The organism is Hymenobacter sp. BT491, from assembly GCF_014349165.1.
GTDB classification, from domain to species: Bacteria; Bacteroidota; Bacteroidia; order Cytophagales; family Hymenobacteraceae; genus Hymenobacter; species Hymenobacter jejuensis.
In genome coordinates, this window is sequence record NZ_JACSJJ010000001.1 from 39,956 (window position 1) to 55,057 (window position 15,102).

General features: G+C 54.9%; 8 protein-coding genes. All 8 read right to left on the reverse strand.

Annotation, left to right across the window (positions count from 1 at the left end):
• Positions 1-63: 63 nt before the first annotated feature.
• A complete protein-coding gene (locus H9I52_RS00200; RefSeq protein ID WP_187452167.1) occupies positions 64-2,427 on the reverse strand; it encodes a M1 family metallopeptidase in 2,364 nt (787 codons plus the stop codon).
• Between the two features lie 88 nt (positions 2,428-2,515).
• Positions 2,516-3,130: a HupE/UreJ family protein gene (locus H9I52_RS00205; RefSeq protein WP_187452168.1), complete on the reverse strand. Its 615-nt coding sequence runs from the start codon at positions 3,128-3,130 to the stop codon at positions 2,516-2,518.
• 229 nt (positions 3,131-3,359) lie between these two features.
• Positions 3,360-4,364, reverse strand: a complete 1,005-nt coding sequence (locus H9I52_RS00210; RefSeq protein WP_187452169.1) for a hypothetical protein — start codon at positions 4,362-4,364, stop codon at positions 3,360-3,362.
• 405 nt (positions 4,365-4,769) lie between these two features.
• Positions 4,770-7,751, reverse strand: coding sequence for a biosynthetic peptidoglycan transglycosylase (locus tag H9I52_RS00215; RefSeq protein WP_222940381.1), 2,982 nt, complete (start codon positions 7,749-7,751; stop codon positions 4,770-4,772).
• 833 nt (positions 7,752-8,584) lie between these two features.
• On the reverse strand, positions 8,585-11,203 hold the full coding sequence (gene clpB, locus H9I52_RS00220) for an ATP-dependent chaperone ClpB (protein WP_187452170.1): 2,619 nt from the start codon (positions 11,201-11,203) through the stop codon (positions 8,585-8,587).
• A gap of 355 nt (positions 11,204-11,558) precedes the next feature.
• The gene (locus H9I52_RS23180; RefSeq protein WP_187452171.1) at positions 11,559-12,134 is read right to left on the reverse strand and encodes a hypothetical protein; all 576 of its coding nucleotides are present in this window, start codon (positions 12,132-12,134) and stop codon (positions 11,559-11,561) included.
• A gap of 243 nt (positions 12,135-12,377) precedes the next feature.
• Positions 12,378-13,967 (reverse strand): ribosomal protection-like ABC-F family protein, encoded by a 1,590-nt coding sequence (gene abc-f / locus H9I52_RS00230; RefSeq protein WP_187452172.1) that lies wholly within the window; start codon positions 13,965-13,967, stop codon positions 12,378-12,380.
• Between the two features lie 321 nt (positions 13,968-14,288).
• The gene (locus tag H9I52_RS00235; protein ID WP_187452173.1) at positions 14,289-15,080 is read right to left on the reverse strand and encodes an SDR family NAD(P)-dependent oxidoreductase; all 792 of its coding nucleotides are present in this window, start codon (positions 15,078-15,080) and stop codon (positions 14,289-14,291) included.
• Positions 15,081-15,102: the final 22 nt, after the last annotated feature.

Below are 15,102 nucleotides of genomic sequence, written 5' to 3' on the forward strand. Positions count from 1 at the left end.
TTTTCAACAAAAAAGCCAGGCAACGCTACTTGTCTGGCTTTTTTGTATGCGTTTGATGGTTAACTAGTTAGATCCGCCGCCCGTTGTATTATTAAGCGGCTTCTGTTCTTTCTGCTGCAAGGCGCTTTGCTGCTGCATTGGGTTGAGCGGAGCTTGTTGCTGTTGCTGAAACAACTCAAAGCGCGACGGCGCCGCCTTCTGCGGATAGCTGTTGTTGGAGAGGTCCGTGTCGGCAGTTTGCAGGTACGGGTCGAGAGAGAAGGCCACAACAGGCTTCTCGGTCACGAACACCTTGGTTACGTGCTCGTTGTTTTTGCGCCAGATTTCGGCCGGAATGTTCACTACTTCCTGCTTGCCGTCTTCGTAGGTCATCTGCACGATCACGGGCATTACGAGGCCGCCGTTGTTCTTCAACTCTACTTCGTAGAAATGCACGCCGGCGTTCAGGCGCTGCTGTTGCGCTGGCGTGAGGCCGCTGTAGTATTTCTGGTAACGAGCCCGGTCAGCGTCGGTGGTAGCTGTGGGGTCGTAGTTGTTGTAGAAGTCCTTGAGGTCGGGCTTCACATCCACCAACGTTTTCTTAATGTCTTGGAGGTTACGCTGTTGCGAAATCGTCTTCGGCGCGGCGTTGATTAGCTCGCGCTTCTTGGCGTTCTCCACTTCGGGGTTCTTCGAATCGACGGTGTACCACTTTACGCCTTCGATGCTCAGGTCGGTGTGGTCGGTGGTGTAGAACCAGCCGCGCCAGAACCAGTCGAGGTCGACGCCCGAAGCGTCTTCCATCGTGCGGAAAAAGTCGGCTGGCGTGGGGTGCTTGTACGCCCAGCGCGTAGCGTATTCCTTGAATGAATAATCGAACAGCTGACGGCCCATTACGGTCTCGCGCAGAATGTTGAGGGCTGTAGCCGGCTTGGCGTACGCATTGTTGCCGAATTGCAGCACCGACTCCGAGTTGGTCATGATCGGCGTTTGCAGGCTCTTGTCGGTGCGCATGTAGTCTACAATGTTCTTGGGCTCACCGCGACGCGAGGGGTAATCGCGCTCCCACTCCTGCTCTGTGAGGTACTGCACAAAGGTGTTCAGGCCTTCGTCCATCCACGTCCACTGGCGCTCGTCGGAGTTCACGATCATGGGGAAAAAGTTGTGGCCCACTTCGTGGATGATCACCGAGATCATGCCGTATTTGCGATCGGCTGTGTAGGTGCCGTCTTTCTCCGGACGACCGCCGTTGAAGCAGATCATCGGGTACTCCATGCCGCCCACCGGACCGTGCACCGAAATGGCCACGGGATATTGATAGGGGATGGTGAACTTCGAGTACGTCTTGATGGTGTGCGCTACTACTTCCGTCGAGTACTTGCCCCACAGCGGGTTGCCCTCTTTCGGGTAGTACGACATGCACATCACCGGCTTGCCCTGCTCCTTGATCTGCATGGCATCCCAGATGAATTTGCGCGAGCTGCACCACGCGAAGTCGCGCACGTTTTTAGCGGCGAACGTCCAGGTTTTGGTGCTCTTGGCTTTGCTGCCTTGCTCGGCGCGCTCGGCTTCCTGCTGGGTCACGATGAGCACAGGTTTAGAAGCATTTTCGGCCGAGGCCAAACGCTTGCGCTGAGCAGCCGAAAGCACCTGATCGGGGTTTTGCAGCGTGCCGGTAGCGCCTACCACGTGGTCGGCGGGGGCGGTGATGCTGACTTTGTAATCGCCGAAAGGCAGCGCGAATTCACCGTTGCCCAGGAATTGCTTGTGCTGCCAGCCCTGGAAATCGCTGTACACGGCCATGCGCGGGTAAAACTGCGCGATTTCGTAGAGGTAGTTCTTATCCTCCGGGAAAAATTCGTAGCCCGAGCGCTCGTTGATCTTGAGCTGATCGTTGATGTTGTAACGCCATGATATACTGAACGTTACGTTCTGCTTGGGCCGCAGAGGCGTCGGCAGGTCGATGCGCATCATGGTGTGGTTGATGACGTGGGGCAGGTCTTTGCCGCCTTTCATCTTCACCGACTCAATCTTGAAGCCGCCGTCAAAATCGGAGTTCATCAGGTACTCCATCGCCGGAAAAGTCATTTTTTCCTGCACCTGGCCCACTTGCGTAGCGGTCGTGATGGAGTTTTTGTCCAGAATGTTCTGGTCGAGCTGCACCCACAAGTAGGTGAGCACGTCGGGCGAAAGGTTGGTATAGGTAATGTCCTCCGAACCCGTGATGGCTTGCTTGTCGTCGTCGAGCTTGACGCGGATGTTGTAGTCGGCGCGCTGCTGCCAATAATCGTGGCCCGGTGCGCCGGAAGCCGTCCGGTAGGTGTTGGGAGTGGGAAGCTCGGTTTCGAGCTGCTTGAATTTGTCGGTGCCGGAATTGGTCGTCTGAGCGACTCCTGGGGCAGTGACCGACAGCGCAAAGCCGGCAGCCAGCAGGTAGTGTTTTAGCATGAAAACAGCGAAACGTGAAGCAGAAGTAGATAAAGCAAATCTAAACAAAGTATGCCGCTAACCCGTGGCAAAAAGACAAGTGTCGGGCTTAACCGCTGCTGTTTTGGAGCAGCAGCACCGTCGCAATGCCCGCAGCCGCTCCGCTCGTAACCAAGATCCAGTCGCGGCGGTTGGTCCGAAATCCGCGCAGCACCACAAAGCCCAGCGCCAGAATCAGGCTAACAATCAGTAGCTGACCAAGTTCCACTCCGAGGTTAAAAGCCAGCAACTCTGTCACCGGGCGGCTGTTGCGGCCCAGCAATTCGCGCAGGTAACTCGAGAAGCCCAGCCCGTGCACCAACCCGAAAACGGCCGCCAGCACGTTGGGCACCGTCAGGACGAGGGGAAGCGGTTTGCGGCGGGGAATCTGACTGCGGCCCTGCCCCGACCCGGCTTGCAGCAAGTTCACCAAGCAAGTCAGCAGAATGGTAATCGGAATCAGAATTTCAATCAGCTTGGGGCTGTACTGTACAAAGCCCAGCGTAGCCAGCGCCAGCGTGATGGAATGGCCCACGGTGAAGCTGGTCACCAGCGCCACTACCCGCCGCCAATCGGCCAGCACGTACGGCGCGCACAACGCCAGTAGAAATACGAGGTGATCGTAGGCCTGCAGGTTGAAAATGTGGAAGAAGCCGAGCTTGAGGTAAGTCTGGAAAGCGGACATGCGGCAAATCTAGCCAAGAGTGCGAAACTAGGTCGGAATTGCGTCTAAGCAAGACCTAATAGACTTCTATTCTGAATTCGAAACCTCAGTTAAGCTAATGATTATCAATACAATAGCCCCGGTAACAGCATGGTTTCCGGGGCTATTGTATTGATAATGAATGTGTTATGAAACAGCTAGGACAATGGCTACAAAGGTGCCTCATTGCCCTAGCACTTCCAGTAATGTCTTAAAAACGCACCTTCGCGATTTCGAACTGCGGGGCCGTGGCCTGGTAAGGATAGAGCACATACGCATCCGTCAGGAGGCGCCGGGTAATGGTAGTCGGGCTGGTTGCGCCCGTAGCGAAGGTGCCCGTGACCTGAGTAGAGGCCCAGGAATCGCTGCTGTTGAGGCGAAACACCGTGCTTTGGCTTCCAGACACAACCAACAGTGTTTGAGCGTTTTGCAGCAGCAAGCCATCAGCACCTACTAAGCTTTGGCTGGTAGCCACGGTCGTGAAGCTTTCGGGATTGTTAAGGGGTACTTTGTACAGCGTGCCGTCGCTGCTTTTGGCCGTCAGCAGGTAGCCCCCTGGGTGGTACACAATGCCGTTCAGGCCAAAGCCTGCGCCACCGCTCAGTTGCGCATTTTCCAGGAAAACAGAGGCTTTGCCCTGTTTGTCAACTTTATAGATGATGGGGGAAAGGCTATCGGTTATGTAGGCATTGCCGTCGGCATCCACGGCAATATCGTTGGCAAAGTGAGCAAGGCTGGGCCGCAGAGCGCCAAGATCAACGTAGTTGACCAAGTTGCCGTTATCGGAGTTGAAAATAGCGACGGCGGCCAGTTTACGCACGGTGGCTGGGCTCGTGCGCGTGGGGTTGACGCCAATATCCGACACGGCCGCCAGCAGGCGGTGCCGGGCAACATCGAGGTTCAGCCCAATCGTCGAAACCAGCCGCGAATCGTCGGCAAATAGGGTATAGGTGCCGTCGTCTTCCACGGCCCCGATTTGCCCTTTGGTGCGAGAGCTTACCAAAAACTGGCGGTTCAGCTCGTCGTACTGCACGCCTTCGGGCGATATGCCGGCCTGCGCAACGGTGATTTTGGTGGGCGAAAACGGGTTGGGTATGGTACCATCTTCGGAGCATCCGGAAAGCCAGAACAGCAACCCGAATGCCAAGGGAGCTAATCGAACAACACGAGATAAGGCCGCCAAGCCTGTTGGGCGGGAGGTAAGTAAGTGGAGCATACGCAATAGACTTTAAGTGACAAATAATCAATGGTATAGCTATACGCACCTGCGCTCCGAAGAGATTGAGCATCGCCCCAATTATTCCCTTGGGAGCAGGTGTAAAATTTCAGCTAAAGCGGACGCTTCTTGATTAGACATTAGACAGGGCAGATGCCGTGCTGCATTAAGCGTCGCGACGAGTAGCATAGTATCTGAAATGACAACTCACGGTTATGTCCTTTGTTCACAAAATGTTAATCAGCACAGCAGCGCTAACAAGCTCACATGTAGCAGTCTAAGCACAGATCATTACTCCAGCCTGCAAAACAGAATCAACGACATTAGAAGCACAAAACGGCCAGATTTTGAGTAAGCAAAAATTTGAATAACCATAAAGCTCCGTCGGCATTGCGTCGGCAGGGCTTATCGTGGTGCTACAGCTGCAGACTGCGGTTGCTCTGCATCCGCCTGCACCGAACGAACAACTTCCTTATCATGCTCCAGGGTCTCGCTGCCTGATACCAAATATGGCTGCAGGATCGGGGCCATGCCCAGCAGCACTTGGATGGGCAGAGCAGAGGTGAAGCTGTAGTCGGCCGCATCGCGCCCAGGCACAAAGGCAGTCAGGGTACCGAAGTGGTTCTCGCCGAGGAAGAACACAAAGGTGGCCGTGCGGTTGACAGCGCGGGAGGTTAAGCGTTGCCCGCCGGCGTTCACCGTAACTAAGCGGTTATCCCCGGTACCGGTCTTGCCTCCCATTGGCAGCGTATCACCATTGACGTCGCTGAAGCTCCCCTTCAGGCGGCGCGCCGTTCCGGTTTCCACTACCCCTGACAACGCCTCCTGCACGGCGGCAGCTACTTCCGGAATCATCACCTGCTGTCCTGCCACGGGCGACAGCTTGACGATGGTTTCGTAGGGAGTATTGGCAGCGAAGTGCAGTTGTTCGATACGAACCTTTTGCTGACGCACCCCTTTGTTGATGATAATCCCCATCAGTTCTGCCAGCGCCGCCGGGCGATCGCCGGAGGAGCCCAGAGCGGTAGCATAAGAAGGCACTAAGTGATTGAAGGGATAGCCAAGCCTTTTCCACCTTTGCTGGATGTCTTCGAAAGCATCCAACTCCAGCATGGTTCGAATACGGGAATCGCGGGCGTGCTTATACTGCGTGCGCAAGAGCCAGGCATATACTTGCTGGCGTTGGTTTTGGCTGGCTTCCACCACTTCGGTCCAGCGCGCTTCAGGGTGCTTCCGCAGATAGTCTAAGAGCCATAGCTCGAGCGGATGGACGCCGGCGATGTAACCCTGATCCGATAGGGTATAGGCCTCGGGACCATATCTATGGTACAGTTCCATAATTCTGTGGTCCGTGAGTCGGGCATAGGGCAAGCGCTCATGCAGCAACTTCGCGAAACTGACAGAATCCGTTTCGGGGTACAGGTAGCGGTGCACGGCCGCTAGCCTTACCGGATTTTGCCGCAGGCCACGGAGGAGTATGTTCAGGCGCTCATCCGGGGACTTATGGTCGTACTTGTGCCAGAAGCGCCGTAAGTACATTCTTCCTTCGCGGTCAGCAAACCGAGCCAGGTATACCCGACGGCGCGGGTCGCGGTCGTTTGCAAAGAGCTCCACCGTGCTGCCGGCCGTCTGGTAGGTGCTGTAGCGTACCAAATCCCGCATCAGACGAATAAATGGCAGGTTGATAGATCTGAGCAAAGCTTCACGCACCGTAGGATTGCTGCGGTTGTCTTGGCTTTGGAAGTTGTGGAAAGTGTGCATACCGCCGCCCGTGAAGAAGACCTCCCACGGGCTGGCTGAGTAACGACGCTCCGTGGCTGCCTGCAGAAGTGCCGGCAGACTAGTGTCTTTCTCTCTGATCATGTACTCCAGCACCCAGCGGCTCAGGTTATCCTGCGGCTTGCTCAGGGCCTTGAGCAAAGCACTTGGAGGCTGATTGACGTAGCGTTTATGAATTTCAGCGATCACTTCCAGATATTGGACAAACACCCGCAGCTTGGCCGTAGAACCCAATTCCAGCTTGCTTCCTTCGTTAATATCGAAAGGCTGATCCGTGTTGTCCGCCTGAACGCGTACCATATTCCCCTGCGGTGTGCTTTCGTACAGGATAAAACTGTAGCGCATCTGCCGGGTATGATTGGGGGTTAACAGGTGCTCCCCAAAGAGGCCGGTGGTGCCAGCGAATTCGGGATCGCTCAGCCGATCCAGATAAGCGCTAACCTGCTTCTGCAGGTCTTTTTGCAGGGTAGTGGTAACGGCAAGATCAAACCGGTCTAGGTCGTACAACGGTACATCCAGCAACTCCGAAAGATGCGTGCGGACCATGAGAATGCCCTTATCTATCTCCTTTGGAATCACGGGCGGGTTCTTGCTGAAGTCGCGGAAGGTCACCTCGCGGGAAAGGCTCGCATCGCGCAACGCAGCACTGATGTAGCCGCTTTGCGCCATCAGGCGCAGGTAGCTTCCCGTCAGCGCACTCAGTTGGGCCCTCCCTTCAGGCCTGAGATAATAATACGGTCGGCGCTGGGCAATCATAAGGGATACCACTTGGCGTAGCGCAAGGCCCTGTGCCGATAGCGTATCACCCTTGGCTTTAGGTAGGCGCAACAGTTGGTTCACATGGTTAATATCCTCCCCAAACCAAACCCACAACCCGTCGCCAATGCCATGTACTTCTCCGTACCCCGCGGCTGCACCCAGGGGCACGGAGTTGAGGTACGTAAGCACCAGTTGCCGCCGTGCCGGGAGCGTTTTCGGCCCACCCTGATAGGCACGCACGCTGGCCGAAACCATTTGCCGCAGCTTCTCGCCCCGGTTAGTGGTAAAGCCCCGTGGCGAATGACGATACTTCTCAATCTGGGTGGCCAAAGTGCTGCCACCCATCCGCTGGTAACTCAGACCAACGGATTTAGCAGCCTCGTGCAGGACAGCCCGGGCAAAACGCACCCAATCGACGGCCGGGTTCATGTAGGGCTTGGCCGGATCCAGCAACTTCCGGTTTTCTACAAACAGCAGGGACTGAACAATGAGGGGCGGTACCGTGTCAAAACTGGCATAGACGCGTTTGGGATAGGGAAACTGATAGACAGATTCGCCCTGGCAGTCGGCAATCTTCAGCCCGGCCTGTAGCTTCTCGCGGTACGGCGTAAAGAAGCCGCGGGACGCGTATTCAACCAAGGAAGGGGAGAAGCGCGTCTGGGATTCAAGCTTCATGCCGCGTGCCCGGAGCCGGTTCAGCAGCTGCGGCAGCTGTGAGTAGCCTAGGCGTTTGTCGAAGGGGCCGCCCCTCGGATAAACGACCGCATCGCTTGGGCCGGCCTTTAGGCTATAGCTCAGCATAGCCGCATAGCGCGAAATTTGCTGCGCCTGGCACTTAGAAACCTGCATTTCATATGCCACGGCAGCAAGCAGGGCAACGATACCGAGGAACAGCGTTACTAACAAAATCCACTTAAACGCGGACCCCCGTGTCTGCGCTTTCCTGTCCTCAGAAGTGCGGAGATATTTGATGAGTGCCACAATTGTATTATCAAGAGATAAAAAATCAGAGACAATCTGCAAATTTACTTACACACTAAACGCTCAAAAGGCCACAAAAGGAATGGAAGACAAGCAATGATGCTGAGAAATAAACACGCTTTTCGGTAGGCAAAAAACGACTATAATATACTGAATATAAGCCGATATAGTAGAATTTTTTACGCGAATACATACCTAAATAGGGACCTTGTATTAGTCGAAAGCTTCAGTATAAGCTATTCTCGGCTAAGCCCCGGTTTTAAAACCCTATAGGTCAGAAGAGATTAGCATTATTATAATAAAAACCGGCGTTTTCCTGGCGGCTTGTGCCTCTGATGTTAGGTGTCGGCACTATCAACTAATATCCAGCCGGCGCGCTGCTACCACCAGCAATGCAGCGGCGATTTGAAGCCAAAGTACTTTCGCTTTCGACTTGGCATAGATTGTAATCAGGAGAGCGAAACTTCAAGCGGGAAATAGGCGACTTCGCATAGAATGTATGACTCGATATGGCGCGATAAACTAGCGGGAGCCAACACCTTCACTGACCGGCCTTGGGCTTACTGCTCCTGAAGATGGGCAATGATTTCGGCTGTGGTCTGGACGGGAGGATGCGGCATATGCATAAGTCAGGTTTACAAAAAAGCCCCGTCGGCATATTGATTGCCAACGGGGCTTTTACATGCTAAATCAAGCAATGCTTATTCGACGCCGGGAATATCGACGTGCACGTTTTCGAAGCGAATATGGCCATTATCCAGCACGGCTTCCACTACGGCATCCTTGCTGACCTTGCCCGAGAGGATGTCTTTCGACAACTCGTTCAGGATCGCGCGTTGCAGCACGCGCTTCAAGGGACGAGCACCGAACTGCGGGTCGAAGCCCTGCTCGCCGAGGTAGTCGAGCACCTCGTCGGTAGCTTCCAAGCGGATGCCGGCTTCTTCCAAACGGTGCTGAATCTGGCGGAACTGGATGTCGACAATCTTGCGGATCTCCTTGCGCTTGAGCGGCTGGAACATGATGATCTCGTCGATCCGGTTCAGGAACTCGGGGCGCATGTGCTGCTTCAGGCGCTCGATTACTTCCTCGCGGGTGCGGTCCACAACCTCGTCGTGGTTGTACTCATTCAGCTCTTTGAAATTCTTCTGAATGATGTCGGCGCCCGTGTTGGAGGTCATGATGATGATCGTGTTCTTGAAGTTGGCCATCCGACCTTTGTTGTCGGTAAGGCGCCCATCGTCAAGTACTTGCAATAAGATGTTGAACACATCGGGGTGTGCTTTCTCGATCTCGTCCAGCAAGATCACCGAGTACGGCTTGCGGCGCACGGCTTCCGTCAATTGGCCGCCTTCGTCGTAACCCACGTATCCGGGAGGTGCCCCAATGAGGCGCGACACGGCATGGCGCTCCTGGTACTCACTCATGTCGATGCGCACCATGGCGTTCTCGTCGTTGAACAAGTACTCGGCCAAGGCCTTGGCCAGCTCGGTTTTACCTACCCCAGTCGTGCCCAGGAAGATGAACGAGCCAATGGGCCGCTTCGGGTCTTGCAGACCCGCCCGCGAACGACGCACGGCATCCGAAATCGCCTGAATGGCTTCCGCCTGACCGGCTACGCGTTTGCCTAACTCTTGCTCTAAGTGCAGCAGCTTCTCACGGTCGCTCTGGAGCATCTTGCTCACGGGGATGCCGGTCCATTTGGCCACTACTTCTGCAATGTCCTCACTAGTAACGACTTCCTGAAGCATCGAGCCGCCGTCTTTGTTGGCGTTGGCTTGGTCTTGCAGCTCTTTCAGCTTCTTCTCGGCCTCCTGAATTTTGCCGTAGCGCAACTCTGCCACGCGGCCGTAGTCGCCCTGGCGTTCGGCTTGCTCGGCTTCCAGCTTATAGCGCTCGATGTTTTCTTTCTCGGTCTGGATGCTGGTCAGGATTTGCTTTTCGCCTTCCCAACGAGCTTTCAGGCTGTCGCGCTGTTCGCTGAGGTCGGCAATTTCCTTGCTCAGCGTCGCTTCGCGGTCGCGGTTGTCTTCGCGGCGGATAGCTTCGCGCTCAATTTCCAGCTGCATGATGCGGCGCTGCACTTCGTCGAGCTCTACGGGCATCGAGTCGAGCTCAATGCGGAGCTTGGCGGCGGCTTCGTCCATCAAGTCAATGGCTTTGTCGGGCAGGAAGCGGTCGGTGATGTAGCGCGAAGAAAGCTCAACGGCCGAAATCACGGCATCGTCGGTGATGCGCACGCCGTGATGCAGCTCGTATTTCTCCTTGATGCCGCGCATGATGCTAATGGCATCTTCAATGCTCGGCTCATCGACCATTACGGCCTGGAAACGCCGCTCTAAGGCCTTGTCCTTCTCGATGTACTTCTGGTATTCCTTGAGCGTGGTTGCCCCAATCGAGTGCAGCTCGCCGCGGGCCAGCGCTGGCTTGAGCAGGTTGGCGGCGTCCATGGCGCCTTCGCCCCCGCCACCGGCCCCGATCAGGGTGTGCATTTCGTCGATGAACAGAATGATCTGCCCTTCCGAGTCGGTCACTTCCTTGATTACGGCCTTGAGGCGTTCCTCAAATTCGCCCTTGTACTTGGCGCCCGCAATGAGCAAGCCCATGTCCAGGGACATGATGATCTTATCTTTCAGATTCTCAGGGATATCCCCTGCCACAATACGCTGGGCCAAACCTTCCACGATGGCGGTCTTGCCCACGCCGGGCTCGCCCAGCAACACGGGGTTGTTCTTGGTGCGGCGCGACAAGATTTGTAGCACCCGCCGGATCTCTTCGTCGCGGCCGATTACCGGGTCCATTTTGCCGGTTTTCACCTGCTCGTTGAGGTTACGGGCGTAGCGGTTCAGGCTTTGGTATTGATCTTCCGCGGTGGGGCTGGTGACCTTTCGGCCGCCGCGCAGTTCCTTAATGGCGGCTTTCAGCTCTTTCTCCGAGAAGCCGGCATCCTTCATCAGCGTGGCGGTGCTGTCTTTGCCACTGAGCAGCCCCAACAGCAGATGTTCCACCGACACGTATTCGTCTTCAAATTCTTTTAGGTAGTTCGTCGCCCGCTGCAAGGCCGCGTTGGCCTCGTTCGACAGGTAGGGCGACCCGCCGCTCACCTTGGGGTAGCCCGTTACAATGGCATCCAAGCGGGTGTTGAGCAGGTTCTGATTCGCACCTAGCTTCTTGGTCAGAAAGCTAACCACGTTCTCATCCGATTGCAGAATTCCCTTCAGCAAGTGGCCCGTTTCAATGGCCTGCTGCTGGTTGGCGCCGGCTATTTCGGTGGCCTTCTGCACGGCCTCCTGCGCCTTGATGGTATAATTATTAAAGTTCATGGTTGCGATAGTCTAGGTAGATGCTTCGGAGTAAGAAGTTCTACGCGGGACATAGCAAACGGGGTGCAGAAGAGCTTTTTGTGACTTTTTGGCGCGGCTAGCAGAAGCTTTATGAAGTATTATAGACATTTTGGCATATATCCTTAGCTTAAACCAATTCGACAGGTAAGAATGTTTCGGAGTAACTGTAACGGTTAACGTAACAAACAGCAACGCCCCGTAGCCATTATGGATACGGGGCGTTGCTAATTTTAGAGAAAATACGATTTTTATAAATTTATGATTATCAATGCATTAACATCAGGTTTTTAATTACAAGCTCTCCAACATCACGTTGCTCGGCTAATCTAATCCCCTACGCCAACTGCCGATGCGCAGCCGAGTCGGAGGCGCTTGCGCGGCGAAACAACAGACCCGAAGCGGCCCATATAGCGGCGAAGGCTGCATTAGCGCCTATCACATTCACGAGGCCCACGGAGGGTTCGGCGACAACACCCGAGGGCGTCCAGATAAACAGCGCTATTACGGTAACTAGCACATACGTAAGCGATGCCGCGAACATGGCGTTGGACATGCCCAGCGGCCGGAAGCGAGCGGCAATGGCACCGATGATGGCCACAGCAAGCACCAGCCCATAGAGCAAATTGACGGGGTTGTCTTCGCTCCCAATAAGCCCCACGGCCAGATTCGCCCAGACGAGCAGAAGCCCTGCCGCTACCGCCACCCCGACCCCCATGCGATACGTGGTATTGTTCCATTTCCGGGCCACCAGGATGTACGTAAGGCCTGTGCCGAAGAGGAGGGCGCCCGCAACCACAAAATCCGAGAGGGTCCAGACTACTTCGTGGGTGAATTGCATCGCCACCAAGGGAATGAGTAGCAGAAACGCCGTAGCAAGTATAATGCGAAGGATGCTTTTGGAAAGGGTCATAGCAGTCATGGTTTTAAATTCGAGAGGGGAAGAAGTTTCTTTTGTCGCCGGTGGATACCCAGTGGTTCTGAGAAGGTAGGCTGTTGCTTCTGCTGCTTACACAACCTGTAGCGCAGATTCTAGAAGGATACTCTGCGTGCTTTTCTACGTGTTTTATTACGCTTTCAAAAGTACTTTGTTTTTCAAAGTTAGCAAGCGAATCCTGATAAATTTTATCTTTTTGTTTATCGAGTTGCTCGGGGCTTACCCCAACAAGATGGTCCGTTCTATGTGCAGCTGCTCCAGGAAATACTCGTCGTGCGATACCACAATCAGTGTTCCGTGGTAGTCGCTAATGGCAGCCGTTAGGATTTCCAGGTTCTGGATGTCGAGGTTATTAGTGGGTTCATCCAGAATGATGAGGTCGGGCGCTTGGTTGCTAATCATGAGGCAGCACAGCGAGAGCCGCATTTTCTCGCCGCCGCTAAGGGTACTGCACGGTTTGTCCCAATAGTCTTTCGTAAACAGAAACCGGGTCAGGCGAATCTTCACTTCGTGTTCCTGTAACCCCGACGCATTGAAGTGCTGCGCCTGCTCGAACACCGAGAGCTGGTCGTGGAGGAGGGAATAATCCTGATCAATAAATACTGCTTTATCCCCGGCCCGCGCTATTGTGCCCTGCGTAGGTTCCAGCTCACCCAACAGGAGCTTGATAAGCGTCGTTTTGCCGGAACCGTTCAGCCCGCGTAGCGCCAACCGTTCGCCACTTAGGATCTGAAAATTCAGGGCTTCGCGCCACAGCAGACGCGCGCCATAGGCGTAGTTCACGTTTGTGGCGGCGACCAATATTTTGCCTTTGTGCAGGGCCGAATTGTCGAAGCCAAGTTTCATTTTGTCGGTGTCGGGCAGTTCCTTCCGTAACTCGCTCAGCTCTTGCGAAATCGCGCCGACTTTCTCCGCGTGAATGCCTTTGAGGCGGGAGGTGCTTTTTTCCGCGTTGTTGCGCATCATGTTGAGCACGATGGTTGGCAGGCCGGCCTTGTCCTGGTTTTTCTTGCCGCGGGCATCCAGCTTTTGCTTGCGTTCCAGGGCTTCGCGCTCGGTTTCTTTGGCTTTGCGAAGGGCTCTTTCCCGACTCTTTACGTCTTGGTTCAAGGCATTGCTTTCCACCTGCTTTTGCTCGGCGTAGAAATCGTAGTTGCCGCCATACAGCGTAAGCCCTCGCTTGCTCAACTCACACACCGAATCGAGCAAATTGAGCAGTTGGCGGTCGTGGCTTACCACCAGCAAAGTACTCGGGGTAGTCTTGATGAAATTGTAGAGCAGTTGCCGCCCGGCGGTATCCAGGTGATTGCTGGGCTCGTCGAGCAACACGAGTTCGGGTTGATGAATGGCAATGCCCGCCAGGAAAACCTTGGTTTTCTGGCCGCCGCTGAGGCTTGCCATTGGTTGTGTTAGACTCACCTCGGCCAAGCCCCAATGCAGCAGGGCTTCCTGGCTTCTTTCCTCGATGGTCCAGTCGTCGTCCAGCACGGCCAGGTTGGCGTCTGTCGCTTTGCCGTCCAGGATTTCCTGCAAGGCGGCAATTTTGCCTTCGATGTGCAGCGCCTGAGCCACGGTAAGCTCGTCGAACTGCCCGAAATGCTGCGGCACGTAATACGGCACAGCGCTAGTGCTCACAGTTCCGCCGGACGGCAACAACACGCCAGCAATAAGTTGCAGCAGCGTCGATTTTCCGGCTCCGTTGTTGCCGATTAGCGCGATTTTCTGGTGGGCGTTGACTGCCAGATTCAGGTTGTCAAATAGCACATCTTTATTGGGGTGTGCATACCCGAGGTTTTGTAGGAATAGCATGATTTCTTTCTCAAAAAGCAATTGGCTAGAGCAACCCACGAGGTGGGTCGGCTACTCGATTTTTGAAAGAAGTCAGCTATCACATAAACCGGTTTTTTCTGTTGGTAAAGGCAAAATTAAAAATTCTCACTTAATGCCCCTCAGCAGAACGAGCGATACGCCCATTAAAAATGTTCTGACCCAGCGAAAACAGCGCAAAAGGCGATTATGAATTGAGCTAGTTTAGTAATTTGTATCTATCAAATTATAAGGTACTTACACACGAGCTTGTCCGTATTCTTTCATCCTTGAAGAATACGGACAAGCTCGTGTGTAAGTGGCTTACTTATTCGTCGGATGCAGCTGCGTATTCATCAGCGTGGCCAGCACCGAATCGGGGAGGAGCAGGCTGGAGAAGAAATTTACTTTGGCGCTGATTGTCGGCAGGGAGCGGGCCGCGCCGTCCATTAGCGCGTCGTAGCCTTGTTGCGCAACTTCGCGGGGCGAGGCGGCGTGGTTGGCGGCCCAAGTATCTTCGGCGTGGGCAACGTGGAAGAAGTTGGTGGCCGTGGGCGGCGGACAGAGAATGGTCATGGTCACGGCCGATTTTTTCTGCTTTAGCTCATGCTGCACGGCTTCGGCGAAGCTGAGCACAAAAGCCTTGGTCGCGGCGTACACGGCTTGGCACGGACTGGGCGTGAAAGAGGCCACGGAACCGAGCTGCAGAATCCGGCCTTCGTTGCGGGCTACCATATCGCGCAGGTAGAGCTTGGTCAGGTGTACGAGCGAGGTCGCGTTTACCTGAATAATGTCTAGCTCGGTCTGCATGTCGGTATCGGTGAAATAGCCCGTTTCACCAAAACCCGCGTCATTGACCAGCGCGTCTATTTGAAGGCCCCGTTTGGTTGTCTCGGCATAAATCTGCTCGGGGGTTTCGGGGCGGCTCAGGTCGAAGGGCAACAGCACAATGTCGACGCCGCCGAACTCCTGGTGCAGCAGGCGGGCGGCTTCCTTCAACTCGTCGAGGTGGCGGGCAACGAGCACGACGCGGTAATCGTCGCGGGCGAAGCAGCGGGCCAGTTCGAAACCAATGCCGTTGGAGGCACCGGTAATCAAGGCAGTTTGGTCGTTCATGGCCGAAAAGTTTAGGTGAAAA